At 69.0% G+C, this 25,235-nt stretch carries 24 protein-coding genes and 2 tRNA genes; 14 read left to right on the plus strand and 12 right to left on the minus strand.

All coding sequences use genetic code 11. The features are described 5' to 3' along the window. Positions 1-92: 92 nt before the first annotated feature. Positions 93-665, plus strand: coding sequence for a helix-turn-helix domain-containing protein (locus ACFVMC_RS15660; RefSeq protein ID WP_379210754.1), 573 nt, complete (start codon positions 93-95; stop codon positions 663-665). Here ACFVMC_RS15660 and ACFVMC_RS15665 read toward each other — a convergent pair. Then, positions 662-1,369, minus strand: a complete 708-nt coding sequence (locus ACFVMC_RS15665) for an HNH endonuclease (protein ID WP_379210756.1) — start codon at positions 1,367-1,369, stop codon at positions 662-664. The two genes, ACFVMC_RS15660 and ACFVMC_RS15665, sit on opposite strands and share 4 nt — an antisense overlap. Positions 1,370-1,543: 174 nt before the next feature. Here ACFVMC_RS15665 and ACFVMC_RS15670 point away from each other — a divergent pair, with 174 nt between their 5' ends. The 4 genes from ACFVMC_RS15670 (at position 1,544) to ACFVMC_RS15685 (ending at position 3,677) form a co-directional block, all read left to right on the plus strand. Next, entirely contained in the window at positions 1,544-1,945 is a 402-nt protein-coding gene (locus ACFVMC_RS15670; RefSeq protein ID WP_379210758.1) for a globin, read from the plus strand. Positions 1,946-2,023: 78 nt separating this feature from the next. Beyond that, positions 2,024-2,296: a hypothetical protein gene (locus ACFVMC_RS15675; RefSeq protein ID WP_379210759.1), complete on the plus strand. Its 273-nt coding sequence runs from the start codon at positions 2,024-2,026 to the stop codon at positions 2,294-2,296. After that, a complete protein-coding gene (locus ACFVMC_RS15680) occupies positions 2,283-2,747 on the plus strand; it encodes a DUF5130 domain-containing protein (protein WP_379210761.1) in 465 nt (154 codons plus the stop codon). The genes ACFVMC_RS15675 and ACFVMC_RS15680 overlap by 14 nt, the downstream gene beginning before the upstream one ends. A 129-nt stretch (positions 2,748-2,876) precedes the next feature. After that, positions 2,877-3,677 carry an NAD(P)H-binding protein gene (locus ACFVMC_RS15685; RefSeq protein WP_379210763.1) on the plus strand — a complete coding sequence of 267 codons (801 nt, stop codon included), beginning with the start codon at positions 2,877-2,879 and terminating at the stop codon, positions 3,675-3,677. 70 nt (positions 3,678-3,747) lie between these two features. Here ACFVMC_RS15685 and pepN read toward each other — a convergent pair whose 3' ends face one another. Continuing rightward, positions 3,748-6,327: an aminopeptidase N gene (pepN, locus tag ACFVMC_RS15690; RefSeq protein ID WP_379210765.1), complete on the minus strand. Its 2,580-nt coding sequence runs from the start codon at positions 6,325-6,327 to the stop codon at positions 3,748-3,750. Between the two features lie 145 nt (positions 6,328-6,472). Between pepN and ACFVMC_RS15695 the strand changes: the two genes are divergently transcribed. Further along, the gene (locus ACFVMC_RS15695) at positions 6,473-7,297 is read left to right on the plus strand and encodes a phosphoribosylaminoimidazolesuccinocarboxamide synthase (protein WP_379210767.1); all 825 of its coding nucleotides are present in this window, start codon (positions 6,473-6,475) and stop codon (positions 7,295-7,297) included. Here ACFVMC_RS15695 and ACFVMC_RS15700 read toward each other — a convergent pair. From ACFVMC_RS15700 to ACFVMC_RS15710, 3 genes are all read right to left on the minus strand, one after another. Continuing rightward, on the minus strand, positions 7,294-7,773 hold the full coding sequence (locus ACFVMC_RS15700) for an NUDIX domain-containing protein (RefSeq protein WP_379210769.1): 480 nt from the start codon (positions 7,771-7,773) through the stop codon (positions 7,294-7,296). The two genes, ACFVMC_RS15695 and ACFVMC_RS15700, sit on opposite strands and share 4 nt — an antisense overlap. A 305-nt stretch (positions 7,774-8,078) precedes the next feature. Then, a tRNA-Pro gene (locus ACFVMC_RS15705) sits at positions 8,079-8,152 on the minus strand. Positions 8,153-8,200: 48 nt separating this feature from the next. Further along, a tRNA-Gly gene (locus tag ACFVMC_RS15710) sits at positions 8,201-8,271 on the minus strand. 428 nt (positions 8,272-8,699) lie between these two features. Between ACFVMC_RS15710 and ACFVMC_RS15715 the strand changes: the two genes are divergently transcribed. After that, the gene (locus ACFVMC_RS15715; RefSeq protein WP_379210771.1) at positions 8,700-9,653 is read left to right on the plus strand and encodes a diguanylate cyclase domain-containing protein; all 954 of its coding nucleotides are present in this window, start codon (positions 8,700-8,702) and stop codon (positions 9,651-9,653) included. A 75-nt stretch (positions 9,654-9,728) separates the two neighbouring features. On the opposite strand, the gene ACFVMC_RS15720 is transcribed toward ACFVMC_RS15715, so the two are convergent. Both ACFVMC_RS15720 and ACFVMC_RS15725 read right to left on the minus strand, forming a co-directional pair. Further along, the gene (locus ACFVMC_RS15720; RefSeq protein ID WP_379210773.1) at positions 9,729-10,526 is read right to left on the minus strand and encodes an Fpg/Nei family DNA glycosylase; all 798 of its coding nucleotides are present in this window, start codon (positions 10,524-10,526) and stop codon (positions 9,729-9,731) included. A gap of 74 nt (positions 10,527-10,600) precedes the next feature. Beyond that, positions 10,601-11,074: a ribose-5-phosphate isomerase gene (locus tag ACFVMC_RS15725; RefSeq protein ID WP_379210775.1), complete on the minus strand. Its 474-nt coding sequence runs from the start codon at positions 11,072-11,074 to the stop codon at positions 10,601-10,603. Between the two features lie 250 nt (positions 11,075-11,324). On the opposite strand from ACFVMC_RS15725, the gene ACFVMC_RS15730 reads away from it, so the two are divergent. Next, a complete protein-coding gene (locus ACFVMC_RS15730) occupies positions 11,325-12,191 on the plus strand; it encodes a M48 family metallopeptidase (RefSeq protein ID WP_379211519.1) in 867 nt (288 codons plus the stop codon). Between the two features lie 6 nt (positions 12,192-12,197). Here ACFVMC_RS15730 and ACFVMC_RS15735 read toward each other — a convergent pair whose 3' ends face one another. Beyond that, on the minus strand, positions 12,198-12,842 hold the full coding sequence (locus ACFVMC_RS15735) for a disulfide bond formation protein DsbA (protein WP_379210776.1): 645 nt from the start codon (positions 12,840-12,842) through the stop codon (positions 12,198-12,200). Between the two features lie 177 nt (positions 12,843-13,019). Here ACFVMC_RS15735 and ACFVMC_RS15740 point away from each other — a divergent pair, with 177 nt between their 5' ends. The 4 genes from ACFVMC_RS15740 to ACFVMC_RS15755 all read left to right on the plus strand — a co-directional run bounded on the left by ACFVMC_RS15740 (position 13,020) and on the right by ACFVMC_RS15755 (position 16,027). Beyond that, a complete protein-coding gene (locus ACFVMC_RS15740) occupies positions 13,020-14,228 on the plus strand; it encodes an NAD(P)/FAD-dependent oxidoreductase (RefSeq protein ID WP_379210777.1) in 1,209 nt (402 codons plus the stop codon). 148 nt (positions 14,229-14,376) lie between these two features. Further along, positions 14,377-14,745 carry a hypothetical protein gene (locus ACFVMC_RS15745; protein WP_379210778.1) on the plus strand — a complete coding sequence of 123 codons (369 nt, stop codon included), beginning with the start codon at positions 14,377-14,379 and terminating at the stop codon, positions 14,743-14,745. Then, positions 14,742-15,314: a hypothetical protein gene (locus ACFVMC_RS15750; RefSeq protein WP_379210779.1), complete on the plus strand. Its 573-nt coding sequence runs from the start codon at positions 14,742-14,744 to the stop codon at positions 15,312-15,314. The genes ACFVMC_RS15745 and ACFVMC_RS15750 overlap by 4 nt, the downstream gene beginning before the upstream one ends. After that, entirely contained in the window at positions 15,311-16,027 is a 717-nt protein-coding gene (locus tag ACFVMC_RS15755; RefSeq protein ID WP_379210781.1) for an ESX secretion-associated protein EspG, read from the plus strand. The genes ACFVMC_RS15750 and ACFVMC_RS15755 overlap by 4 nt, the downstream gene beginning before the upstream one ends. Before the next feature lie 3 nt (positions 16,028-16,030). Here ACFVMC_RS15755 and ACFVMC_RS15760 read toward each other — a convergent pair whose 3' ends face one another. After that, the gene (locus ACFVMC_RS15760; RefSeq protein ID WP_379210783.1) at positions 16,031-16,696 is read right to left on the minus strand and encodes an NAD(P)H oxidoreductase; all 666 of its coding nucleotides are present in this window, start codon (positions 16,694-16,696) and stop codon (positions 16,031-16,033) included. A 120-nt stretch (positions 16,697-16,816) separates the two neighbouring features. On the opposite strand from ACFVMC_RS15760, the gene ACFVMC_RS15765 reads away from it, so the two are divergent. Next, the gene (locus ACFVMC_RS15765; RefSeq protein ID WP_379210785.1) at positions 16,817-17,746 is read left to right on the plus strand and encodes an AraC family transcriptional regulator; all 930 of its coding nucleotides are present in this window, start codon (positions 16,817-16,819) and stop codon (positions 17,744-17,746) included. 30 nt (positions 17,747-17,776) lie between these two features. Here the strand turns inward: ACFVMC_RS15765 and ACFVMC_RS15770 are convergent, their stop codons facing one another. From ACFVMC_RS15770 to ACFVMC_RS15780, 3 genes are read right to left on the minus strand one after another with little or no spacing between them, the layout of a single operon-like run. Beyond that, positions 17,777-20,380 carry a polynucleotide kinase-phosphatase gene (locus tag ACFVMC_RS15770; RefSeq protein ID WP_379210787.1) on the minus strand — a complete coding sequence of 868 codons (2,604 nt, stop codon included), beginning with the start codon at positions 20,378-20,380 and terminating at the stop codon, positions 17,777-17,779. After that, complete coding sequence (locus ACFVMC_RS15775; protein ID WP_379210789.1) at positions 20,380-22,074, minus strand: 3' terminal RNA ribose 2'-O-methyltransferase Hen1; 1,695 nt, start codon at positions 22,072-22,074, stop codon at positions 20,380-20,382. Before ACFVMC_RS15775 ends, ACFVMC_RS15770 begins: the two co-directional genes overlap by 1 nt. A gap of 42 nt (positions 22,075-22,116) precedes the next feature. Beyond that, positions 22,117-24,585 carry a phosphoketolase gene (locus tag ACFVMC_RS15780; RefSeq protein ID WP_379210791.1) on the minus strand — a complete coding sequence of 823 codons (2,469 nt, stop codon included), beginning with the start codon at positions 24,583-24,585 and terminating at the stop codon, positions 22,117-22,119. 120 nt (positions 24,586-24,705) lie between these two features. Here ACFVMC_RS15780 and ACFVMC_RS15785 point away from each other — a divergent pair, with 120 nt between their 5' ends. After that, positions 24,706-25,215 carry an FKBP-type peptidyl-prolyl cis-trans isomerase gene (locus ACFVMC_RS15785; protein ID WP_379210793.1) on the plus strand — a complete coding sequence of 170 codons (510 nt, stop codon included), beginning with the start codon at positions 24,706-24,708 and terminating at the stop codon, positions 25,213-25,215. The last annotated feature ends 20 nt before the right edge of the window (positions 25,216-25,235 follow it).

Raw genomic sequence — 25,235 nt, forward strand, 5'->3', positions numbered from 1 at the left:
CGCTGCGGCGGGGATAAGTCAACACGGTTCCCTGTGCACCGCCCCGACAGTGAGTCAATACACTGAGCGTTCCGAACGGAACGGGAGCTGGGATGGTGCAGGACCAACCGATGGCGGCGCCACCGCAGGCGGTCATCGCCGAATCGCTGCGTCGCGAGCGCGCCCGCGCCGGGCTCTCGCTCACCGAAGTGGCCAACCGCGCCGGCATCGCGAAATCCACACTCTCACAACTGGAATCGGGCAGCGGCAACCCGAGCATCGAAACGCTGTGGGCCCTGTGCGTCGCGTTGAACATGCCGTTCTCCCGGCTGCTCGACCCACCGCGGCCCAATGTGCACGTCATCCGGGCGGGCGAGGGGCCGCGCCTGGCGGCCGAGCACGCCGACTACAGCGCCACTCTGCTGGCGGTCAGCCCGCCGAACAGCCGTCGCGACCTGTTCCGGATCACGGCCGAACCCGGCCACGCCCGCGTCTCGGATCCGCATATGCCGGGCTGTACCGAGCATGTGCTGCTCGCCAGCGGCCGCGCGCTGGTCGGACCGGTCGACGGCCCCGTCGAACTGGGCCCGGGAGACTACATCTGGTACCCGGGTGACGCGCCGCACGTCTTCGAGGCCCTGGAACCGGGCACCTGGGCGACGCTGGTCAACGAGTACACCGCTTAGGCGGCGCCCTCGCCGAGGTACTGCAACCACACCGGGTCGAGTTCGGTGGAGGTCGACAGCAGCCGCCAATGCGGTCCCTTCGGGGAGACCAGCGGATGCCGCAGCGTCCAGCCGAGTTCGCTCAGCATCTTGTCGGCCTTGCGGTGGTTGCACGGCGCGCAGCTGGCGACGCAGTTCTCCCAGGAATGCTCGCCGCCGCGGCTGCGCGGAATGACGTGATCGATGGTCTCGGCCTTGGCGCCGCAGTAACCGCAGCGGTAGCGATCGCGGTGCATGAGCGCGGCCCTGGTCATCGGGACTCGGGCGCGGTACGGCACGTGCACGTAGTTGCGCAGGCGGATGACGGAGGGGACGGCGACCGCGGCTTCGGCGGAGTGGACGACCGGGCCTTCGGCATTGTGATGGACGGCGTCGGCTTTGTCGCAGATGAGCAGGACGACCGCGCGGCGCGCGGACAGGGCGGTGAGCGGCTCGTAGGTGGCGTTCAGAAGCAGCACCCGGCGCTTCAACCAGTGGACGGCCTCGGCGGGAACAGCGGATAGGTGATGGCCGTGATGGGCCTCACCGTGGTGGTGTGCACCACCCGGATGGTGATCGGAGAGGATATGCAGCGGAGTAGCCCCCGACCCACGATTGTGGACGTCGGCGGGCTGGAGTTGTCGGTGCGTCCGGGCCTCGTGTGAGCGGCCGTGCCGTTGTTTCATACGCCCAATATGACCATGGAAACCGGCTGTTTGCACGGTGATTTCGCGCAATGTTCGGTTAACTGCGGCTGAAGTGCGGCCGCGCCGCTATCTGGGCGCTGCTCCGGCGGTGGCGCGCCCGGGCGTGGCGGGCACAATGGTTGGCGGCGGATCACGCGAATCGAGAGGGCCTGGATGACTTCCGGAGAGCAAGCGACATCGTTCTACGAGGCGATCGGCGGGGCGGCCACCTTCCACCGCATCATCGCCGCGTTCTATCGCGAAGTCGCCGCCGACGAGGTCTTGCGCCCGATGTATCCGGAGCAGGATCTGGGCCCGGCGGAGCGCCGGCTGCGGATGTTCCTGGAGCAGTACTGGGGCGGCCCGCGCACCTATTCCGACGAGCGCGGCCATCCGCGACTGCGCATGCGCCACATGCCGTTCACCATCGGCCCGGTGGAGCGCGATGCCTGGTTGCGCTGCATGCGGATCGGCGTCGCCGAGATCGAACCGGAGATCCTGGACGACGCGCACCGCAAACAGCTGCTGGATTACCTGGAAATGGCGGCGAATTCGCTGATCAACAGTCAGTGGTGAATCCCCGGTCGCCGGTGTGACCAGGACACGGGCGGGTGGTGGCTGAACTACTACACGCCATCGGATACCGTTGGCGTCGTGAGCATTCTCGAGACAGTGCTGGTCTTCGTCGGAATTCCGGCGGTGATCTATGGCGCGATCGCTGGATTGTCGTTTCTCGGTAAGCCGCTCGCCGGTGAGAAGCCCGCCCATTTCGACCTCGGTCAGAAGTGGACGCAGCCGCCGGTGCTGTGGAGTGCCACCGACGAGGTGACCGGGCATGGTCACCACAGTGAGTCGCATGGCACCCATGCGGCCATCGAATCCACCGGTGTGGAGCTGATCGGAGGTCGGGCAAGTGGCAAGTTCTAAATGGCCCGCGGTGGTCGAATCCGAACTACCGCACGGGTACGCACTGACCAGTAGCGGCCGCGTGTCCGGAGTGCACGAGGCGGGTGACGTTTTCTACGAGGCACCGTTCAGCGATCACGAGCGCCTGCTGCTGGACAACGTGCTCACCGAGGCGACCCGCGCCACCAAGGTCCGCTTCAACATCTACATCGGCGATCTCGGCGCCGACCCCGCAGCCGGCGCGGACGCGGTCTTCCCCGCGACTCCCGAAGCCGCGCGTTCGGTGCTCATCGCCGTCTCGCCCAATGACAGCGCCATCGAGGTGCGCTCCGGCAACGAGGTCGCCGACCGCGCCAACGATCGAGTTTGCCAGCTCGGTGTGACCGCCGCGATGAGCTCGTTCCGCCAGGGCGAACTGATCGACGGCCTGGTCTCCGCGGTCCGTGTCATGGCCGCCGCCATCGGCCGGTAGTTCCGAACACTCGCTTCCGGCGCGCGTACCCAGCAGGGTGCGCGCGCCGGTCGCGTTCAACCGGAACCGTTCGGCGTGCGCCGATTTCGGCACTTGCATGGCCGCGGAAATTTCGGGCACCTTGGGGCCATGAAGATTCTTGTCACGGCCGCCAGTGGAAATATCGGCCGCAAGGTCGTCGATCATCTGCTCGCGGCGGGCGCCGAGGACGTGCGCGCGCTGTCCAATCACCCGGAGCGGGCCGGGTTCCCGCCCGAGGTCGAGGTGGCTCGCGGTTACCTGGGAAAGGTGTCGACGCTCGGTAGCGCGTTCGACGGCGTGGACCGGATGTACTTGGCTCCGGTGCTGGAGACCGTCGAGGAGGTGGTCGCGCTGGCGCACAAGGCGGGAGTCCGTCAGATCGTCGACCTGTCCGGCGACGAGCACACCGACTGGCAGCCGATCGCCCGGGCGGTCGAGGGATCCGGGGTGGAGTGGACCCACCTCTACGCCGGTGAGTTCAGTGAGAATGCGGTGGGCTGGGCGGATCAGATCCGGGCCGGTGATGTGGTCCGCGATCCGCACCCGGAGGCGGCGAACGCACCGGTCACCATGGACGATATCGCCCGCGTCGCGGCGACGGTCCTGCTGTCGGAGGGGCACGTCGGCAAGACCTACAACCTCACCGGGCCGCAGACACTGACCCGCGCCGAGAAGATCCGGCAGATCGGTGCGGCGCTCGGCCGGACACTCGAGGTCGTGCGGATCCCACGCGCCGAGGCGATCCAACTGTTGGAACCGGCGATGGGCGAATTCGCCGAATGGTATGTCGACGGCATCGGCAGCATGGTCGATCATCCGCAGCGGGCGAGCACGACGGTCGCCGACCTCACCGGAACGGCGACCACCTTCGCCGAGTGGGCGGCGGCCAGCGTCGATCAATTCCGCTGAACCACTCCCGTCTGCCGCCGACCGCGCCGGACTCCGGCGCACACCCGGGTGGGTGCGCGCCGGATCGGGACTACTGCGCGTCGAAAGACCGGGCGCGCAGCGAGCGTTCGACGCCCGCCTTGCCCTCGCTCACCAGGCGGAGCAGTGCGGGTGGGTGGTTGTCGGCGAGGAACTTGTCGGCCTTGGCGACCGCGTCCTGGCTGATGTCCCACGCCGGGTAGAGGCCGACCACCACGGTCTGGGCGACCTCGCTGGAGCGTCGCTCCCAGACGCCCGGCACCTCGGAGAAGTAGCGGTCGGTGAACGGCTGGAGCAGCTCACTCTGCCCGGCCGGGGCGAAACCGCCGACGATCGCGCGGGCGGTGATGTTGGCGACGGTGTCGTCGTCGATCACCTTGGCCCAGGCCTGCTCCTTCACCGCGGCCTGCGGGCGGGCGGTGGCGGCGGCCGCGGCCTGCCGCTTGCCCGCCGCGGTGGGATCGCGCTCCAATTCGGCGTCGATGAACGGGGTTTCCAGCCCGGCGGCATCGATCGCGCCCGCGGCGGCGAGCGCGGCCACCAGCCGCCAGCGCAGATCGGTGTCGACGGTCAGGCCCGGCAGGCCCGCCTCGGCCGGATCGCCTTCGAGCAGGCCGTTCAGCACCTGGGTGTGTCGCTGCTCCAGCTTGGCACCGGTGAGCGCGTTGACGAAGGCGAGCTGATGATCCGAGCCCGCCTCCGCCGCGCGCGCCAGTTCCAGGAGCCGGTCGGCGAATTCGGGCCAGCCGGTGGCCGCCGCCCACGCCGGATCGGCGTAGCTGCCGATCGCGGTGTGCGCCTGCATCAGAAGTCGTTGCACCACACCGATTTCGGACTCCGCACCGACACCGCGCTGCACCAGCGCGACGAAATCGCGGGCTTTCATCTCGGCCTGGCGGGTCATCTCCCAGGCGGCCGACCAGGCCAGGGTACGGGGGAGCGGTTCGGCGATATCGCCGATCCGGTTGACCAGCACATCGAGCGAGCCCGGATCCAGGCGCACCGAGCAGTAGGTCAGGTCGTCGTCATTGACCAGGACGAACTTTCCGCTCGCCACGCCGACCAGCTCGGGGACCTCGGTGCGTTCGGCGGCCTCCAGATCCAGCTCGACCCGCTTGGTGCGAACCAGCTTTCCGTCCTGGTCGTCGTAGACGCCCACGGCCAGGCGGTGCACGCGCCGCTCACCCGCGCCGGGGGCCGCGCCCTCCTGCACGACCGCGAACTTCGTGAACTTGCCGTCGCCGTCGACCTCGAAGTCCGGGCGCAGAATGTTCAGGCCGGTGGTCTTGAGCCACTGCGCGCCCCAGTCGGACAGGTCACGGCCCGACGACTGCTCCAGCGCCGACAGCAGATCGTCGAAAGTGGCGTTGCCGTAAGCATGCTCGGCGAAGTACGCGCGCAGGCCCGCCAGGAACGGCTCCAACCCGACGTAGGCGACCAGTTGCTTGAGTACCGACGCGCCCTTGGCGTAGGTGATGCCGTCGAAGTTGACCTCGACCGCGTGCAGATCCGGGATGTCCGCGGCGATCGGGTGCGTGGAGGGCAGCTGATCCTGACGGTAGGCCCACGACTTCTCCACATTCGCGAAAGTCGTCCAGGCGCTGGCGTATTCGGTGGCCTCGGACTGGCACAGCACCGAGGCGAACGTCGCGAACGACTCGTTCAGCCACAGGTCGTCCCACCACTTCATGGTGACCAGGTCGCCGAACCACATGTGCGCCATCTCGTGCAGCACCGTCTCGGCGCGGCGCTCGTAGGACGCACGCGTCACCTTCGACCGGAAGACGTAGTCCTCCAGGAAGGTGACTGCGCCGGCGTTCTCCATCGCGCCCGCGTTGAACTCCGGCACGAACAGCTGGTCGTACTTGCCGAAGGCGTACGGGACGCCGAAGTTCTTGTGGTAGAAGCCGAAACCCTGTTTGGTCTCGGTGAACAGGCGCTCGGAATCCATGTGCTCGGCCAGCGACGCGCGGCAGTAGATGCCGAGCGGGATGGTGCCGTGCTCGTCGGTGTACTCGTCGGTCCACTCCGCGTACGGGCCCGCGATGAGCGCGACGATATAGGTGCTCATCCGCGGCGTGGTCTTGAAGACGTGCTTGCCCGGCTCGGCGAGCAGGCTGTCCACCGGGGCGCCGTTGGAGATGACCTTCCAGTCGGGCGCGGCGGTGACGCTGATGTCGAAGGTCGACTTCAGATCCGGCTGGTCGAAGCAGGCGAACATGCGCTTGGCGTCGGCGGTTTCGAACTGGGAGTACAGGTAGACCGCATCGTCGGTGGGGTCGACGAAACGATGCAGGCCCTCACCGGTATTGGAGTACTCGCAGTCGGCCTCGACGACCAGTTCGTTGCGTTCGGCCAGGCCCGGCAGGGCGATGCCCTTCTCCTCGTCGTAGGCCGACACGTCCAGCGGGGTGCCGTTGAGTACGGCCGAGCGCACACCGCGCGCCACGATATCGATGTAGGTGCTCGCGCCGGGCTGCGCGGTGAAGGTGACCGTGCTGCGCGAGAAGAACGTCTGCTCACCCGGTTTGCCTGCACCGTCGGTCAGGTCGAGTTCGATGCGGTAGTTCTCGACTTGCACGGTCGAGGCGCGTTCGATCGCCTGTTCACGTGTGAGGTTGGGTGCTGACATGGGGCTCCTTCGGTGTCGAAGAACTGGGCACAGCGGACGTTTCCGCTCACCACACTAATGGTCCGGACCGTCGTGATCAGCTGGGTTTTCGGCACCGGTATCGTTCACCCCGGATCAATTCCCCCCACGATTCGGAGGCTCGACGGTGAAGCATGTGCACGCCGGTAAGGTGCGCGACCTGTACGAGGACGGCGAGACCCTGCTGCTCGTGGCCTCGGACCGGGTCTCGGTCTACGACGTCGCACTGCCCACGCCGATTCCGGACAAGGGCGCGCTGCTGACCCAGCTGTCGAACTGGTGGTTCGAGTTCTTCGCCGACGTGCCCAATCACGTGCTGTCCACCACCGACGTGCCCGCCGAGTTCGCCGGGCGGGCGGTGCGGGTGAAACCGTTGAAGATGGTGATGGTGGAGTGCGTCGCCCGCGGGTATCTCACCGGCGGCGGGCTGAAGGAGTATCAGGCCACCGGCACCGTCTCCGGTATCGCGCTGCCGCCCGGGCTGCGTGACGGCGACAAGCTGCCCGAGCCGATCTTCACGCCGAGCACCAAGGCCTCCGAGGGGCACGACGAGGCGATCACGTTCGAGGACGTGGTGGCTCAGGAGGGGCGTGAGGTGGCCGAGCGGCTGCGCGAGCTGACCCTGTCCATCTACACGCGGGGCGCGGAGCATGCCGCTTCGCGCGGTGTCATCGTCGCCGACACCAAGGTCGAGTTCGGCTGGGACGGTGATGTTCTCACCCTCGGTGACGAGGTACTGACCTCCGACTCGTCCCGGTTCTGGCCGGCCGATCAGTGGGAGCCCGGCCACGCGCAGCCGTCGTTCGACAAGCAGTTCGTCCGCGACTGGTCGGTGTCCACCGGCTGGGACAAGGAGCCGCCCGGCCCCGAGATCCCCGCCGATATCGTCGCCGCGACCCGCGGCAAGTATGTCGAGGCCTACGAGCGCATCACCGGGCGCGGCTGGGTCTAGCCGCCCAGTAGTTCGGCCAGGCGCTGCACGAACGGCGCCTGGCCTTTGGTCAGCTTCTCGCCTGCGGTGTCCAAGCCGAACCACGCCACCCGATCGATTTCGGGGAATGCCGCCGTCTTCCCCGATCGCGGCGGCCACTCCATCTCGAAGGTTCCCGGCTCGATCACCGCGGGATCGAGATCGGCCTCGATCGCCCACACCTGCACGGTTTTGCGTTTGCTCCCGCTGCCGTACTCCACCTCCCCGAGCGCGATCCACTCACCCTCCGGTACCGGCACCCCCAACTCCTCCACGAACTCCCGCCCCGCCGCCGCCCGCGCCTCCTCTTCCCCCGGCACATACCCACCTTTCGGAACAGACCACGCCCCAAGATCTTTCCGCGCCCAAAACGGCCCACCCATATGCCCGACCAACACCTCCACCCCCTCCTTCCCCCGCCGAAACAACAGAATCCCCGCACTGAACGCCTCTGCCATCCCAGCAGTCTGCCCGACCCCACCGACAACCTCAGCCTCCCAAGCTGATCCCGCGTGCCGTGCCCACCCGGGTGCGCCGGTGTATGGGCAGAACCTTCAACGGGTGCTTTCAGACTGCCTGGCGTGCGGAGGGAATAGGCTGCCGCAGTGGCCGCTTGGTATCGGGACTGGGATCCGCTCGACTTCACCACTGAAGTCCGCTTGGACCAGAGTTGGTCTGTGGCTGATGCGATCGAGCGGCTGCGCGCCGACATCGTGGCCCGGGGCCGACCGGCACCGGGTTGATGGTGGTCGTACGAAATTTGTCGGGGTGACAGGATTTGAACCTGCGACCCTCCGCTCCCAAAGCGGATGCGCTACCAAGCTGCGCTACACCCCGTGAGCCACGGCCCGACGGGCGCCGTGGACGAATGATCCCCCGGTGAAGAGCGGGTGACGGGAATCGAACCCGCACCATCAGCTTGGAAGGCTGAGGTTCTACCATTGAACTACACCCGCGAGGCATACGACATCGATGGGATCGCCAGATGTCGTGTGCGCAACGACTGTACCGAATGTCACGGGGGAAATGCCAATCGCCACGGCGGAGGCGGGTGACGGGTGCTCGGGTGTGGTCTCCGGCACACTCTCGGCGTGTCTGCTCGCGACTCTCCAGCGAACTGAAATTGGGTGTAACGCCCGGCCGTCTCCTGCGATGACATACGCGATCGCCATTCGCGAGGCAATGGAAACTCGTTGTAAAACGACGTTTTTCAGCGCCGGGTGGCTTGCTAGGATCCTTTTTGCCGGACGGGGGTATCTGGAAAGGGGGCGGTGAGCGTGCGCCAGGCTTGGTGGACCGACCCGCGTAGCACTCGAGGTGAGACGGGCTGCTGCCTGGGTGCCCTGCGCCCGGCTGCCGACGCTCTCCGTGGCGGGTGAGCGCGATGTCCGAATCGTCACCTCCGGTCAAGCAGATGACGCGTGCCTGGGCTCAGGCCGTATGCGCGGAACCGGGCGCGCACACCACGATGAAGGACCTGGAACCTGTTCTCGTGGAGATCGTCAATCGGCTGCTGCGGCTGGCCGCATCCGAGCCCTTCCCGATGCTGGACGCGCGTGCTCTGGGCGCCCGGCTGGCGGAGCCGCCTTTCGAGCGGACCAGGATGCTGGCCCAGGCCAGCCGCTGGCTGTTGGGTTTCCCGGCGGGCCGCCCGGGCTCACTGGTCGCCACGCGCTGGCCGTTCGTCGCCAGCCAGGCCATCGACAGCTATGCCCAGGCGCTCCAGGAACGTGCCCTGGCGCAGCAGGAGCAGAACATCTCCGCCAAAGTCTCACTGCGCGTGCAGGAAATCGCGGCCTTGCAGCATCGGCTGCGCCACGAGGCCACCCACGACGCGCTCACCGACCTGGCCAACCGCACCCTGCTCCAGGACCGGGTGCGCCGCATGGCCGCCGATCCGGCCGGTCATGTCGGCCTGCTGCTGATCGATCTGGACCGTTTCAAGCAGATCAACGACGGCTACGGGCACGCGGTCGGCGACGAGGTGCTGGTCGAGCTGGCCAACCGGCTGCGTGAGGTGTGCCCGCCGGACACGGTGATCTGCCGGTACGGCGGTGACGAATTCGTGCTGGCGGTGGACCGTGAGTACGGCACCTTGGCCGATATCGCGCATCAGATCGTGGCGGCCCTGCGCGACCCGGTGTGGACCTCGGCGGGGCCGGTACCGGTCTCGGCCAGCGTCGGCACCGCCTACAACCCGCCCGGCACCGCCTGCGATTTCACCGATCTGCTGCGCCGCGCCGATCGGGCGATGTATTCGGCGAAGACCGCGGGCGGCCGCCGGTTCGCGTTCTCCGACAGCGACGAACCGGAGATCGACGCCGCCGTCGCCGGCTGACGGGGAAGCCGGGCGGGGAGGCTTCCCGCCAGGGCGTCCGGGTGAGTCGACCGCCGCTGCGGTACTGCACCAGGCTCAGCCCGGCTGACAGGCCGGGCACCAGAACAGGTTTCGCCCTTCCATCACTGTGTGCAGGACACCGGCGCCGCACAGGCGGCACGGGTCGCCGGCGCGCCGGTAGACGTAGGTGCGCGGGCGGTCGGTGGCGTAGGAGGGGGCGCCGTGGTCGTGCTCGGGCCGCACCACATGCATCTTGCCGCGCCGCACACCGACTTTCATGAGCGCGACCAGATCGGTCCACAGGTCGTCCCATTCGGTGCGTGACAGCGACTGTCCGGGCCGATGAGGCGAGATGCCGTGCCGGAACAGAACTTCGGCCCGATAGACGTTGCCGACGCCGGCGAGTACCGACTGGTCCATGAGCAGCGCGCCGATCGCCCGGCGGGAGCGGTGGATCCGCTGCCAGGCCCGATCCGGGTCGGCGCCGCGCCGCAGCGGGTCGGGGCCGAGCCGGTCGGTGAGCGCGTCCACCTCGGCGGGAGTGAAGATCTCGCAGGCGGTCGGTCCGCGCAGGTCGGTGCCGTGCGCGGCGCCGATCATCCGCATCCGCACCTGCCCGACCGGTTCGCCCATCGGCACGGCGGATTCGGTGAACGCGCCGTACAGCCCGAGGTGCACGTGCACGATCAGGCCGGACTCGTATCGGTGCAGCAGATGCTTGCCCCAGGCCTCGGCCCGCACCAGCACCTGGCCGTCGACCCGGGCCGCGCCAGCGGCGAACTTGCCCTGCGGGCTCCACACCCGCACCGCATCACCGCCGAACGCCCGCTGATGCGCTCGGGCCAGTCGATGCAGCGTATGCCCTTCCGGCACTACCTGTCCCTCTCGATCCGGAAACGCGAAGTGGGACATGACCGGAGCCGGTCATGTCCCACTCGCCGGTGAACTCAGTAGGCGGGGACGGCGGGCGCGACCCCGGACTTCTCGTAGTCGGCCAGGATGTCGATGCGACGCTGATGGCGCTCCTCGTCGGACCACGGGGTGGCGATGAAGGCGTCGACGATGGCGAGTGCTTCCTCGGTGGAGTGCATGCGGCCGCCGATGCCGATCAGCTGCGCGTTGTTGTGCTGGCGGGCCAGCTGGGCGGTTTCGACGCTCCAAGCAAGCGCGCAGCGAGCGCCCGGCACCTTGTTGGCGGCGATCTGCTCGCCGTTGCCGCTGCCACCGAAGACCAGGCCAAGGCTGCCCGGGTCGGCGACGGTGCGCTTGGCGGCTTCGATGCAGAAGGCGGGGTAGTCGTCGAGGGCGTCGTATTCGAGAGCGCCGCAGTCGACGACCTCGTGACCCGCCTGCTCCAGATGGGCCTTGACGTGATTCTTCAGTTCGAAACCAGCATGGTCGGCACCGAGGTATACGCGCATGCCTGGATCCTATCGGTGCCGAAATGCGCCGCCGCCGAGGGTGGCGGATGCCCGAAACAGGGTCAGCCGGTCGACTCCGGGGAACCGGTACGGTCGAATCATGCAGTCGCAGGACCCTGAGCCGATGCCGGAACCGCGTCCCGGTCCACCTGATCCGAGCTACGGGCCCTACCCGACCGGGGTCCATCCGGCACCGTACGGTTACGGCCCGCCGCCGCAGCAGTTACCGCGTGGCCTGTCGCCCTACGGCATGCCCGCCCGGCACAGCTGGGAGATCGCGCTGCTGTGCGTGGTGGTCGGGTTCACCGCGCTGCTGTTCCTGCTCGCCGGTCTGGACATCGTGCTCGTTCTCTTCGTCGGGGGCCCGACGGCTTTCGGTATCTACACCTTCTACCTGCTGCTGGCCCCGCTGCTGCTGTGGTTCGGCCGTGGCGCCAATTACGCCCGGCTGCGGGTGAACGGCGTGAAGATGTCGCCCACCCAGTTCCCGGAGGGCTATCGGATGGTGGCCGAGGCGGCCGCTCGCTTCGGCATGGCCACGGTGCCGGACGCCTACGTGGTCCTCGGCAACGGTCAGATCAACGCCTTCGCCTCCGGCCACGGGTTCCGCCGCTTCGTCGCCGTGAACAGCGACCTGTTCGAAATCGGCGGCGCCGCACGCGAACCCGATGCGCTCGCGTTCATCATCGGCCACGAGGTCGGGCATATCGCGGCGGGGCACGCCTCGTACTGGCGGATGCTCGGCATGTATCTGGCGCCGTTCCTGCCGCTGCTCGGCCCGGCGTTGCTGCGCTCGCAGGAGTACACCGCCGACAACCACGGTGTCTGCTTCCGCTATTCGGGTACGCCCGCGGCGATGGGCACGCTGGCGGCGGGCAAATACCTCAACACCATGGTCGGCTACGACGAGATGGCCAACCGGGCCGGCACCGAGCGCGGGTTCTTCGTCTGGGTCTACAACGCCATGTCCAGTCATCCGGTGCTGACCTGGCGGATGTGGGCGCTGCGTGACCGCAGCCGGCACGGCAAACTGTTCCTGCGTCCGGAGACTCCGCCGCCGCTCGGTACGACGCCGTACGGTCAGGTTCCGGCGCAGCCGCCGAAACCTGTCCCGTAACCGGCGTCAGTCGAAGACCGGGTCCTCGGTGCGGGTGCGCTTGAGTTCGAAGAAGTGCGGGTAGGAGGCGAGCGCGACCACGCCGTCCCAGACCTTGCCCGCGTCCTCGCCGCGCGGGATCCGGGAGAGCACCGGGCCGAAGAACGCGACGCCGTTGACGTGGATGGTCGGCGTGCCGACATCCTTGCCGACCTTGTCCATACCGGCGTGGTGGCTCTTGCGCAGTGCCTCGTCGTAGTCGGTGCTCCCGGCGGCCGCGGCCAGGCCGGCGGGCAGGCCGACCTCGGCGAGCGCGTCGGCCACCACCGCGGCCAGGGTTTCCTGCATGGTGGGGCGCTCGTATTCGGCGCGGCGCTCGTGGATCCGGGTGCCCAGCGCGGTGTAGAGCGGCGCCAGCACCTTGTCGCCGTGCTCCTGCGCGGCGGCGATGGCGACCCGGACCGGGCCCCAGCCGCTGGACATCAGTTCCCGGTACTGCTCGGGCAGGTCCTCGCGGTCTTCGTTGAGCACCGACAGGCTCATGACGTGGAAGCGGGCCTCGATATCGCGGACCTGCTCGACCTCCAGGATCCAGCGCGAGGTGATCCAGCACCACGGGCACAGCGGATCGAACCAGAAATCGGCGACATTCTTCTCGACCGTGTCGGTCACGGGGTGTTCCTCTCGATCGGATGTTCGGCGGCCGTCGCGACGCGCGGGGGGCCGCTATCGGAGACCAACCACAGGATCCTCCGATTCGTTCCCGTTATCCGAACGCCGCCTTCGGCGCGTCCGCCGACAGTAGGGTGGGGTGCGGAGTCCGGTTCCCGATACGGCAAGGAGTCCGCTATGACCGCCGAACGTCATTTCGTCATCGTGGGTGGCGGGCTGGCCGCCGCCAAGCTCGCGGAAGCCTTGCGGGCCAACGACTTCGAGGGGCAGATCACGGTGCTCGGTGCGGAGGAGCACCTGCCCTACGAGCGCCCGCCGCTGTCCAAGGAGCATCTGCTCGGCACGAAGAAGTTCGACGACTTCGTCGCGGAGCCGAGCCAGTGGTATCGCGATCATCGCGTCGATCTGCGGCTCGGCACCGAGGTGACCGGCCTGGACCCGGCCGCGAAAACCGTGTCGCTGCCGGACGGTTCGACGCTCGGCTACGACAAGCTGGCCCTGGCGACCGGCGCGGCGCCGCGCCGGCTGGATCTGCCCGGGGCCGACGGGGCCAACGTGTACCAGCTGCGCACCATCGAGAATTCCGACGCGATCCTGCGGCTGCTGACCGAGCAGATCGGGCGGCTCGCCATTGTCGGGGCGGGCTGGATCGGCCTGGAGGTCGCGGCCGCGGCCCGCTCGGCCGGGGTGGAGGTCACGATCGTGGAAGCGGCGCCGCTGCCGCTGCTCGGCGCGCTCGGGCCCGAGATGGGTGCCTTCTTCGCCCAGCTGCACCGGGACCACGGTGTGGATCTGCGACTGGAGACCGGAGTCGAGGCGATCGACGCGACCGGGCTGCGGCTGGCCGACGGCAGCGCGGTCGCCGCCGACGCGGTGCTCGTCGCGGTGGGCGCGACGCCGAACGTGGAGCTGGCCCGCGCGGCCGGGCTGGCGGTCGAGAACGGCGTCCTCGTGGACGCCGGTCTGACCACCTCGGACCCCGATATCGTCGCGGTGGGCGATATCGCCGCGCAGGACCATCCGCGCCTGCACCGCCGGATCCGGGTCGAGCACTGGGCGAACGCGCTCAATCAGCCGGCCGTCGCGGCGCGGACGATGCTCGGCAAGTCCGCCGAGTACGATCGGCTGCCGTACTTCTTCACCGATCAGTACGACGTCGGCATGGAGTACACCGGTTATGCCGGGGCGGGGGACTACGAGCGCGTGGTGGTGCGCGGTGTGGTGGACGAGCGCGAGTTCGTCGCCTTCTGGCTCGATGCCGACGATCGGATCCTGGCCGGAATGAACGTCAACGTCTGGGATGTGACCGATCGGATCAAGGAACTCATCACGGCGGGGGAGCCCGTCGACGCCGATCGTCTCGGCGATACCTCGATCCCGTTGTGAGCCGCTCGATGAGCGAACACAACGCGGACGTCGTGTGATTGGAAATCGCTACTGCCGCAGGCGTTCGCGCGCTGGGTGTCCGACTCCGCTGATAGGCTGCCGAAACTCGGTGACAGTGGGAGTGGCCTAGCGCGAGGGGGCGAACCTGGTGCGATCGGATGTGGGGCACGAACTGTTCGACGCGGCCGGCGCGGGTGGATTTCACCTGTCCGACCAGGCGGCGCGGCGGCTCGGCGCGGCCTGCGACGCGCTCCTGACGGACCTGCGTGGCGCACGGGTGGCGGCGGCCGATCTGACTGCGGTGCGAGGGTTCCCGGCGCTGCAGTCCGGGCAGGCGCTGGCGCGGGGTTTCGGCGAGAAAGGGCAGCGCTACCTGGCGGCGCTGACCGAGTTCGAGGCCGCGGTGGTGCGATTGCGCGCCGGGTACTTCGCCGCCGCGGGCCTGGTCACCGAAGCCGATGCGGCCCAGGCGATCGCGCTGCGGGCGGCAGCCGAGCAGATGGAGGGGATGCGATGACCGACAACGGCGCGCAGGCCGCGCGGACCGATCCGGCGTACGTTCCCGATCGGGAATCCTTCGACGCCTACACCCACCGGGAGATCTGGGATCAGGTGCACGAGGCGCTGGATCCGGCGGCGCTCGGGCGCACCGCCGACGGCTGGGGGACCACCGCGCGGGCCCTGGGCGAGGCGTTCGACACCTTCGCGGCCACCGTATCCCGGGAATTCGGCGACTGGAACGGTCGAGCCGCCGCATCGGCCCGGGAATCGACCGAGGAGCTCATCCGGGCCGGCGCCGCGGCCCAGCGGGTGTGCGCGGAGGTGCACCGGCTGATGGAGGCGAATTCCGAGGCCGCGCAGAAGGTCCGCGACGCGATTCCGGCGCCTCCGGAACCCTATGTGCCACACCAGGATCCGGTGGTGGAGGTGGTGGAGGGCGGACCTCGGAAGATGGCGCACGATATCGCCGCCGCCGACGCGCTCGCCGACGCGCAGGACGCGCTGACCTTCCTCTACAACACCACGCTGGTCGCCTCCGGTGATGCGGTGCCCGCCTTCGACGACGGGCAGGCGAGCACGCCGTGAGATGGGAGTTCACCCCGGACGAATTCAGCTACGTGTGGTCGGTGGAGACCGGCCTGGACCGGCGGCCCTATCCGATCAATATGGCGCACCGTGGCACGGTACGCAGCGAAAACGACTGGGACAAACTCGATCTCGCGGAGCGACTACCGCGGAACGCCGACCCCGACCTGACCGGCGCGCTCACCCTGTGCGCCCGCTCCGACGCCACCTCCATCACCGTCTCCGGTGACCGCTACACCCCCGACGGCCGGTCCGAGGAGGCGATTCTGGCGTTCGGCGCCGTCCACCTGGTGTGGGGGACGGTGCTGATCGCGGGCCCCTGCGATGTCACCGTCATCGCCTGCCATGCCCGCAATGTGCCCGGCCTGTTGGTGAACGCGATCGGGACCGCGCCGCAGGGTCGGCTGGCGGTCATGCGGGAGCCGCGCGAGGCCGTGCTCTACGACGACCCCAACCGCTGGCAACCCTCCGAAACCGCCCGTCGCGCCGCCACTTTGCGGCGCACCCTGCACCGCCCGATCGACGCGCGCGGTTTCATCACCGTCACCGTCGCGCCCGAGGAGCCGATGTCCCCGCCGACCCGGCACCGGACCTGGCTCGATTTCACCGGTGATGGTCGCTACCTGCTCACCACCAGCAGCGACCTCACCTTGGCGCCGGTGACCGATCAGTCGCTCGCCGCGCAACTCCGGCGCCTCGCGGCGATCGCCTGAGGTTCAGGCCGGTACCGGCGCGGCGGCCAGGAACTCGTCCAGGAATTCCGCCGCACGCCGGTCGAAGTCGCTGTACTGCGCGATCCGTTCGGCGCCCGCGACGGCCGCTCCGACCAGCAGGTTGCCTTCGGCGTCCAGGCGTTGCGGCCGTTCCTCGGCATCGGCGAGCAGACCCACCGTGGAGTAGTCGAACCCGCAGTAGTAGGCGATGCCCGCGCTGAGATTGTTCTCCAGCGCGGCGCGCATGTCCGGCAGGGCGGGGTCGTCACCGGTGATGCCCGCGAGGCCCAGCCAGAGCATGCGTTTGCCCGCCAGGCGCGGCTTGCTGCGGCCGTAGGCGAATCCGTAGTTCCAGACGCGGTCGATCCAGCCCTTGAGCAGGGCGGGCACGGTCTGCCAGTACACCGGGAAGACCGCGACCACGATGTCGGCGTCCAGGATGCGCCGCATATGTGCTTGTGCTTCAGCGGAATACGGCTTCTCGCGATCGCCCCAGTCCGGCTGGTCGGCGGTGTTCATGCGCGGATCGAAGCCCTCGGCGTGCAGATCGAGATAGTCGACCCGGTAGCCGGCCGATGCCAGCCGCTCGGTGGTGCGCCGGGCGGTATGCGCGGTGAGCGAATCGGTGCGGTGGTGGGCGACGACTACCAGGGCGGTGCGGTTCGACACGATGGTTCTCCTGCTCTGCTGAATTCCGCTCGACTGCGGTATGACCAGTAGACCGCCGGAGGTGTGGACGATCCATAGGAGAAACCCTTCGATGGATAGGAGTTCGTCTACGATGTTGGCATGGATCCGGTGAGCTCCCTCCTGAACGACATTCGCGCGGAAGGTTCGGTGGTCACCAACGCGCGCCTCGAAGCCCCGTGGACCATCCGCTTCGCCGACCGCGCGCCGCTGACCATGATCTCCGTACTGCGCGGCGGCGGGACGCTGCTGCTGGGCGACGGTACCCGCAGGCGGGTCGGCCGGGGCGACACCGCGATCGTCCGCGCCACCGAGCCGTTCTTCCTGGCCGACAGCCCCGATTCGCTGACCGGCTCGCACGTCGAGTACGAAATCCATTGCTTCACCGACGAACCCGCGTGCGATTCGACCGAGCTCAGCGGAATCAGCTGGGGCGCCGAGGCTTCCGAGACCGCGCTGATCGTCGGCGCCTACCGTGCCTCCGGGCGCCGCCACGAGCGCCTGCTGCGGGCGCTGCCGCCCGTGCTGGTCATCCAGGAGGACATAGACACCTGCGATTGGCTGGAAAAGGCCGCCGCGGACTGCGGCGCGCACCTGGCCGGTTCGCAGGCGCTGATGGACCGCCTGCTGGACTGGGCGCTGGTCTGCACCCTGCGCACCTGGTTCGACCGGGCGGGCGGTGACGCGCCCACGTGGTATCGCGGCATGGCCGACCCGCTGGTCGCTCCGGCCTTGAAAGCCATGCACGGCAACCCTTCTCGCCCCTGGTCCGTGGCGACTCTGGCCAGCGAGGCGGGCGTCTCGCGGGCGTTGTTCGCCAAGCGGTTCGCCGAGGTCATGGGCCGCCCGCCGCTGGCCTACCTCACCGACCATCGCATGGACGAAGCCGAGGAACTCCTGGCCGGCACCGACCTCACAGTCGCGCAGGTCGCCAGGTCGGTCGGGTACGCGGACCCGTTCGGCTTCAGCGCCGCGTTCAAACGCTATCGGGGCCAGAGCCCTTCGGCTTTCCGCGCGACAGCGGTTGCCTGAGCCGAACCCGCCGCTGGGCGGCGGGTTCGGCTAGAGACGCGGATCGACCGGCTCGGATTCCAGGGCCAGGACCGCGAAGACGGCCTCGTGGACGCGCCACAGCGGTTCGCCCGCCACGAAGCGGTCCAGCGACTCCAGGCCGAGGGCGTACTCGCGCAGCGCCATCGAACGTTTGCGCCCCAGGCCGCGGGCACGCAGGCGGCCGAGGTTGGCCGGGCGCTGGTACTCCGGACCGTAGATGATCCGAAGATATTCCGGGCCACGGCATTTCACGCCCGGCTGGACCAGCCTGCCGGCGCCGCTCGATTCGCCCGGCTCGGCCCGGGTGACCGGCCCGCGCACCAGCGAATCGGCCGGTTTGACGACCATGCCCTCGCCGCCGGCCGCGGTCAGCTCGGTCCACCAGGCGATCGCGGCGGCCTCCTGCTCCGGCTGCGTCAGGTCGAGCACCATCCGACCGGTCGCGGTGAACAGGCCGGTGTCCGCCGCCGCCAGCCGATCGATCCGTTCCAGATGCCACTCGTGCTCGCGGGTCGCGTAGTTGACGCCCTCGCCGGCCAGAATCTGGAACGGGGCCAGGCGGATGCCGTCGAGCCCGTCGACCGGCCAGCAGTACCGGCCGTAAGCGGCGGTGAACGCGTCCGCGTCGGCGCGCCGGGCCTCCGTGCGCGCTGCCAGGTCGGCCACCTCCAGGCCCCGATCCGCCACGGCGGCAAGCAGTTCCGACGCCGAACCGAGCGCGGCGCGGGCGGCCGCGCCGACCGCCGCGTACTGGCTGCGCAGCAGACCGGCCGCCTTGGCCGACCATGGCAGCAGTTCGGCGTCGAGCACCAGCCAGTCGGTGTTCAGCTCGTCGAAGAGCCCCGCGGTCGCGGCGGCCGTACGCACCCGGTCGAGCAGCGCTTCGGTCTGCGCGACATCGTCGAAGAACGGACGCCCCGTACGGGTGTAGATCACGCCGGAGCTGTCGTCGCCGACCCCGAAACGGTCCCGGGCGGCGGTGGCCGATCGGGCCACCACGACGATGGCGCGCGAACCCATGTGCTTCTCCTCGCACACCACCCGCTCGACGCCCTCGGAGCGGTAGTAGGCGAACGCCTCCGCCGGATGCTCGAGGTAGCCGTCCAGGGTCGAGGTCGCGCACGGCGACATGGTGGGCGGCAGGTAGACCAGCCAGCGCGGGTCCAGCGCGAAGCGGCTCATGACCTCCAGTGCGGCCCCGGCGTTCTCCTCCTGCACGCCGACCCGGCCGTGGTGGCGGGTTTCGACCACCCGGCGGCCCAGGACGTCGTCCAGGTCGAGCACGCCCGGATCGCGATGCACCACCCCGGCCGGCGTGACCATCGTGGTGGCGGCCAGCGGACGCACCGGCTCGTACCAGACCTGTTCCGCCGGAACGGAAACCGGCTCCCGCTCCGGGTAGCGCAGCGCGGACAGCCGCCCGCCGAAGACCGCGCCGGTGTCCAGGCACAGCGTGTTGTTGACCCAGCGCAGCTCGGTCATCGGGGTGTGCCCGTACAGCACGGTGGCGCGGCCGCGGTAGTCCTCAGCCCACGGGTAGCGCACCGGCAGCCCGAATTCATCGGTCTCGCCGGTGGATTCGCCGTACATGCAGAAGGATCGGACCCGGCCGGAGGCCCGCCCGTGGAACTCCTCCTTCAAGCCCGCGTGCGCGACGACCAGGTTGCCGCCGTCGAGCACGTAGTGGCTGATCAGGCCGCGGCAGAAATCGAGGACCGATTTGCGGAAGTCCTCGTCCTCGGCCTCCAGCTGGGCCAGCGATTCGGCCAGGCCGTGCGCCGGGTTGACCTTCTTGCCGCTGAGCGCCCGCACCAGTTTGTGCTCGTGATTGCCGGTGACGCACAGGCCGGTGCCCGCGGCGACCATGCCCATCACCAGGCGCAGCACGCCCGGGGTGTCCGGGCCGCGGTCGACCAGGTCACCGACGAACACCGCGGTGCGCCCCGCCGGGTGCCGTGCGCCGATCGGGCGGCCCGCGTCGTCGCGATCCAGCTCGTAGCCGAGCGCACCCAGCAGGGTTTCCAGCTCGGCCCGGCAGCCGTGCACATCGCCGATGACATCGAACGGGCCGGTGAGTTCACGCTTGTCGTTCCAGGCCTTCTCGTCGGCGATGGTCGCCGCATCGATCTCCGCGACACCGCGCAGCACATAGATCTTGCGGAAACCCTCGCGTTCCAGGCCGCGCAGTCCACGGCGCAGGTCACGCTGCTGGCGGTGGACCACGTGCGCGCCGAGGTGCGCCCGATCTGGCCGGGCCGCATTGCGTTCCAGGCAGACCGCATCCGGGACGTCGAGCACGATCGCCACCGGCAGCACATCGTGCGCGCGGGCGACCGCGACCAGTTCCTGACGGGCCTTGGGCTGCACATTGGTGGCGTCGACCACGGTGCGCAAGCCGCGGCGCAGGCGCACACCCGCGATATGGTGCAGCAGCGCGAACGCCTCCGGGGTGGCGGACTGGTCGTTCTCGTCGTCGCTGACGATGCCGCGACAGGCATCCGAGGAGACGATCGCGGTCTCGCGGAAGTGTTTGCGCGCGAAGCTGGATTTACCCGAACCGGTGCTGCCGATCAGGACGACGAGCGAAAGCTCCGGGATGCTCAACTCGGTCATCACGCGGCTCCTTTCTCGTCGTGGCGCGTGAGCTTGGTGAAGACGGACATCTGAGTCGGCGGGCCGACCTCGGGGTCGTCCGCGCCGATCGGGATGAAACGCACGGTGTAGCCGTAGCGTTCGGCGACTCCTTCGGCCCATGTGGTGAATTCGGCTCGGGTCCACTCGAATCGGTGATCGTCATGGCGGAAGACGCCCGTCGCCAGGGTCTCGTAGCGGATGTTGTACTCGGAGTTCGGCGTGGTGACCAGCACGGAAGCCGGTGCGGCCGCGCCGAATACGGCATGTTCGAGCGCGTTCAGGCGCGGCGGGTCGACATGCTCGATCACTTCCATGAGCACGGCCGCGTCGTAACCGCGCAGGCGGCTGTCGGTATAGGTGAGCGCGCCTTGCAGCAGTGTCAGCCGACCGGCCACCCGGGCAGGCATCCGATCCAGCCGCAGCCGCCGCTTGGCGATATTCAGCGCGCGCATCGAGACGTCGACACCGACGATCTCGGTGAACGTCCTGTCCGACAGCAGCTCTCGCAGCAGCGCACCCTCCCCGCAGCCGAGATCGAGCACGCGGTGCGCGCCGACTTCGTGAAGCGCAGCCCGGACCGTTGCGCGCCGCGTCACCGCCAGCGACGAAGTCCGAGCTTCGGGCGCGGCTGCGTCGTGCGCTGATTCGGTTGTACCTGCTGCGGAGTCGGCCGCGCGGTGCGCCGAAGCGTTCGCGCCCGGTTCAGGCTGGGCGGCATGTGCCGGGTCGGTCGTGACCAGTGCGGACTCGGTCGCGACGTGCGCCGACTCGGTCTCGTGCGGCGCGGCTGGTCCCGTCAGCTTTGCTCGGTCCGGCAGCACGTCCTTTGCGGCTACCGAACTGTTCTCCGCTACGGCGCATTCCGGCCCGGCCGTGTCGTCCGTGTCGACCTCGACCGCGTCCAGCAGTTCCGGCTCGACCTCGTCCACCTCGGCGAGCCGGGCCAGTGCGCTGCGCACCAGGGTGTGCCGCCGGGCCAGGTAGCGGCGGGTGATCCAGGCCCGTTCCGGATGCTCGGCGAGCCAGCCGGCGGCGGTGCGGATCAGCTTGTCGACCTCGTCGGCGGCCAGCCAGTAGTGCTTGGCGCCGTCCAGGACCGGCAGCAGTACATACAGGTGCGACAGGGCGTCGGCCAGTCGCATGGTGCCGGTCAGTTCGAGGCGCAGGTAATGGGATTCCCCCCATTCCGGAAACGCCGGATCCAACGGCAGGGCAGTGGCGGTGACCGTCCAGCCGAGCGGCGCGAACACCTTCGGCGCCGCCTCCGGCCCGCCCTTGCACGGCACCGCGGGCAGCTCGATCCGCAACGGCAGCTCCGTGTCCGCCAGCTCCGGGCGCAGTTCGCAGCGCCCGCGCAACGCGGTGCGGAACACCGAGCCCAGGGCCACCGACAGCAGCGAGGCCCCCGCGTAGGGCCGATCGTTGACGTACTGCGCGAGGCTGAAATCCGGTGTGCCGCGGGAACGTCCGCGTACCAGCCGGATCGGGTCCACCTCGAGCAGTAGCGCCACGGTGCAGCGCCGCTCGTCGGCCTCCGGATAGAACACGTGCGCGGTGCCGTAGGACTGGTCGAACGCCTGCACCCGTGTGGGGTTCTTGTGCAGCAAGAACCCCAGATCGGACGCGGGCCAGGCCGCGCCCTCCGGCGGTGTACAGGTGATCGTCACAAGCATGCTGCGATCGTCGCTCACCTGTGCGAACGCCGCAAGGGAGTTTCAGCGGCTCGGGTCGGGCCAGCGCCACTGCGCGACCACCGGAATGTCCTCGCCGTGCGCGCGGGTCCAGGCGCGCGCGTTCCAGCGCGCGTCCACCATCTCCTGGCGCAATCCCGCGGCCTGCTCACCCAACCCCGGCACCCGGTCCACGACATCCATGACCAGGTGGTAGCGGTCCATATCGTTGAGCATGACCATGTCGAAAGGCGTTGTGGTGGTGCCTTTCTCCTTGTAGCCGCGGACGTGGATCTCCGAGTGGTTGGTGCGCTGGTAGGTGAGCCGGTGCACCAGCCACGGATACCCGTGGAAAGCGAAGATCACCGGGCGGTCGCGGGTGAAGAGCGTGTCGAACTCCGAATCCGGCAGCCCGTGCGGATGTTCTCGCTCGGGCAGCAGGCGCATCAGATCGACCACATTGACCACGCGAATCCGCAAGCCCGGCAACCGATCCCGGAGTATCGCGGCGGCGGCCAGCGTCTCCAGGGTCGGTACGTCACCGGCGCAGGCCAGTACCACGTCGGGTGCGGTACCCAGGGTGTCGTTGTGCCCCGCCCACTCCCAGATCCCGGCGCCCCGGGCGCAGTGCACCGCCGCGTCGGTGACCGAAAGCCAGTCGGCCTGCGGCTGTTTCCCGGCCACCACCACGTTCACGTAGTGCTTGGAGCGCAGGCAGTGGTCGTACACCGAGAGCAGGGTGTTCGCGTCCGGCGGCAGATACACCCGCACGATCTCGGGCTTCTTGTTCAACACCACGTCCAGGAAGCCGGGATCCTGATGGGTGAATCCGTTGTGGTCCTGCCGCCAGACATGCGAGGACAGCAGATAGTTCAGGCTGGCGATGGGCCGCCGCCAGGGCACCGCGGCGCTGGCGTCCAGCCACTTGGCATGCTGGTTGAACATGGCGTCGACGATGTGGATGAACGCCTCGTAGCAGGTGAACACGCCGTGCCGGCCGGTGAGCAGATATCCCTCCAGCAGGCCCTGGCACATGTGCTCGGACAACACTTCGATCACGCGGCCGGTGCGGTCCAATTTCGTGTCGTACTCGCCGATTTCGGCCTGCCAGTCGCGGCCGGTGACCTCCAGGATGTCCTGCAAGCGGTTGCTGGCCAGTTCGTCGGGCGCGAAGGTCAGGAAGTTGTCCGGGTTCGCGGCGGTGACATCGCGCAGCCACGCGCCCAGCACCCGGGTCGCCTCGTGGTGTCCGGCGCCGGGCGCGTGGACCTCGACGCCGTAGTCGCGCCAGTCCGGCAGGCGCAGATCGCGAATCAGCGTGCCGCCGTTGGCGACCGGGTTGGCGCTCATGCGTGCGTCACCGGCGGGCATCAGGTCGATCAGTTCCGACACGGGGCTGCCCGCCGTGTCGAAGAGCTCCTCGGGGCGATAGGACCGCAGCCACTGTTCGAGGACCGCGCGATGCCGGTCGTCGGTGCGCGCGGCGGGCAGCGGCACCTGGTGGGCGCGGTAGGTGCCTTCGACCTGTTCACCGTCCACCCTGGGCGGGCAGGTCCAGCCCTTGGGTGTGCGCAGCACGATCATCGGCCAGGCGGGCCGGGCGCCGTCGCCACCGCCGCGCGCGGCGCGCTGGATCCGCTCGATGCGCTCCAGGCAGGTGTCCATCGCGGCCGCCATATCCTGGTGCACGGCGGCCGGATCGCTGCCCGCCACGATCACCGGTTCGTAGCCGTAGCCGCGCAGCAGCGAGATCAGCTCCGACTCCGGAATCCGGGCCAGCACAGTCGGATTGGCGATCTTGTACTGGTTCAGCGCGAGCACCGGCAGCACGGCCCCGTCGCGCGCCGGATTCAGGAACTTGTTGGCGTGCCAGCTGGTGGCCAGCGGGCCGGTCTCGGCCTCACCGTCACCGACCACGCAGAACACCGTCAGGTCCGGATTGTCCAGGGCCGCGCCGAAAGCGTGCAGCAGCGAATAGCCGAGTTCACCGCCCTCGTGGAACGAGCCCGGGGTCTCCGGGGCGCAGTGACTCGGTACGCCGCCGGGGAAGGAGAACTGCGCGAACAGCGCGCCCATCCCGGTGCTGTCCCGCGGAATGTGGCTGTAGAGCTCGGAGTAGGTGCCCTCCAGCCAGGCGCACGCGTTCGGGCCCGGGCCGCCGTGCCCGGGGCCCGCGACGAACACCGCGTTCAGTCCGCGCCCGCGGATCGCGCGGTTGGCATGCGCCCACACCAGATTCAGGCCGGGCACCGTGCCGAAGTGGCCCAGCAGCCGCGGTTTGATGTGCTCGGCCACCAGCGGTTCGCGCAGCAGCGGATTGCTCATCAGATAGATCTGGCCGACCGCCAGATAGTTCGCCGCGCGCCACCAGGCATCCAGGGCGGCCAGTTCGCCCGGCGGCAGCGGGCCCGGCGCGTCGCCCAGCCGATACGGGCGCGGGGCTGTGGTGTCGCCGCCACCGCCGCCCTCGTTGTCGGCCGAAGTGTCGTCTTCGGCGCTGGTCGTCCGGGTCATGCCGACTCCTCACGCTCGGTGCTGCCAACCGTCTTGCGTGCGGTACCCATTCTGCGTGAGATATGCCCGGATCGAGGCCGGATGGGTGTGCGCGGGTCGGGTGCAATAGTGTTCGGCCGCATGCGAACACTCGGCAGGATCATCGGAATCGGCACCATCGCCGCGGCCGCGCTCACGCTGGTCGGCTGTGGCGGCGACGACCAGCCCGCCGCCGACCCGAACCGCGTCTGCACGGCCGACGACATCAAGGTCACCGGCGGTTTCGGCGAGAACCCGAAGATCACCATCCCGGACGACTGCAAGCCCCCGACCGAACTGATCACCAAGGATCTGGTCGCCGGCAGCGGCCCCGGCGCGACCGCCGGCCAGTCGCTCACCATGAACTACTCGCTGGTCACCTGGTCGGACAAGAAGAAGCTGGACAGCTCCTTCGATCGTGGCAAGCCCTTCCCACTCACCCTCGGCGCCGGCATGGTCATCCAGGGCTGGGACGAGGGCCTGGTCGGCGTCCAACAGGGCGCCCGCCGCCTCCTGATCGTCCCCCCGTCCCTGGGCTACGGCTCTGGCGGCAACGGCGTCAAGCCGAACGAGACCCTGGTCTTCGTCACCGACGCCGTCAAGATCGGCTGATAGCGATCGGACCGCACGGG

Source organism: Nocardia sp. NPDC127579, assembly GCF_042672005.1.
GTDB lineage: Bacteria > Actinomycetota > Actinomycetes > Mycobacteriales > Mycobacteriaceae > Nocardia.

Excerpts from the sequence above, each read along its gene's own strand:
- ACFVMC_RS15685 (WP_379210763.1), top strand. The coding sequence starts at position 2,877 with ATGAAGATTCTTGTCACGGCCGCCAGTGGAAATATCGGCCGCAAGGTC.
- ACFVMC_RS15785 (WP_379210793.1), top strand. The coding sequence starts at position 24,706 with ATGCGAACACTCGGCAGGATCATCGGAATCGGCACCATCGCCGCGGCC.
- ACFVMC_RS15780 (WP_379210791.1), bottom strand. The coding sequence starts at position 24,585 with ATGACCCGGACGACCAGCGCCGAAGACGACACTTCGGCCGACAACGAG.
- ACFVMC_RS15740 (WP_379210777.1), top strand. The coding sequence starts at position 13,020 with ATGACCGCCGAACGTCATTTCGTCATCGTGGGTGGCGGGCTGGCCGCC.
- ACFVMC_RS15660 (WP_379210754.1), top strand. The coding sequence starts at position 93 with ATGGTGCAGGACCAACCGATGGCGGCGCCACCGCAGGCGGTCATCGCC.
- ACFVMC_RS15725 (WP_379210775.1), bottom strand. The coding sequence starts at position 11,074 with ATGCGCGTATACCTCGGTGCCGACCATGCTGGTTTCGAACTGAAGAAT.
- ACFVMC_RS15700 (WP_379210769.1), bottom strand. The coding sequence starts at position 7,773 with ATGGCAGAGGCGTTCAGTGCGGGGATTCTGTTGTTTCGGCGGGGGAAG.
- ACFVMC_RS15770 (WP_379210787.1), bottom strand. The coding sequence starts at position 20,380 with ATGACCGAGTTGAGCATCCCGGAGCTTTCGCTCGTCGTCCTGATCGGC.
- ACFVMC_RS15670 (WP_379210758.1), top strand. The coding sequence starts at position 1,544 with ATGACTTCCGGAGAGCAAGCGACATCGTTCTACGAGGCGATCGGCGGG.
- ACFVMC_RS15750 (WP_379210779.1), top strand. The coding sequence starts at position 14,742 with ATGACCGACAACGGCGCGCAGGCCGCGCGGACCGATCCGGCGTACGTT.
- ACFVMC_RS15765 (WP_379210785.1), top strand. The coding sequence starts at position 16,817 with ATGGATCCGGTGAGCTCCCTCCTGAACGACATTCGCGCGGAAGGTTCG.
- ACFVMC_RS15775 (WP_379210789.1), bottom strand. The coding sequence starts at position 22,074 with ATGCTTGTGACGATCACCTGTACACCGCCGGAGGGCGCGGCCTGGCCC.
- ACFVMC_RS15730 (WP_379211519.1), top strand. The coding sequence starts at position 11,325 with ATGCCCGCCCGGCACAGCTGGGAGATCGCGCTGCTGTGCGTGGTGGTC.
- ACFVMC_RS15665 (WP_379210756.1), bottom strand. The coding sequence starts at position 1,369 with ATGAAACAACGGCACGGCCGCTCACACGAGGCCCGGACGCACCGACAA.
- pepN (WP_379210765.1), bottom strand. The coding sequence starts at position 6,327 with ATGTCAGCACCCAACCTCACACGTGAACAGGCGATCGAACGCGCCTCG.
- ACFVMC_RS15715 (WP_379210771.1), top strand. The coding sequence starts at position 8,700 with ATGTCCGAATCGTCACCTCCGGTCAAGCAGATGACGCGTGCCTGGGCT.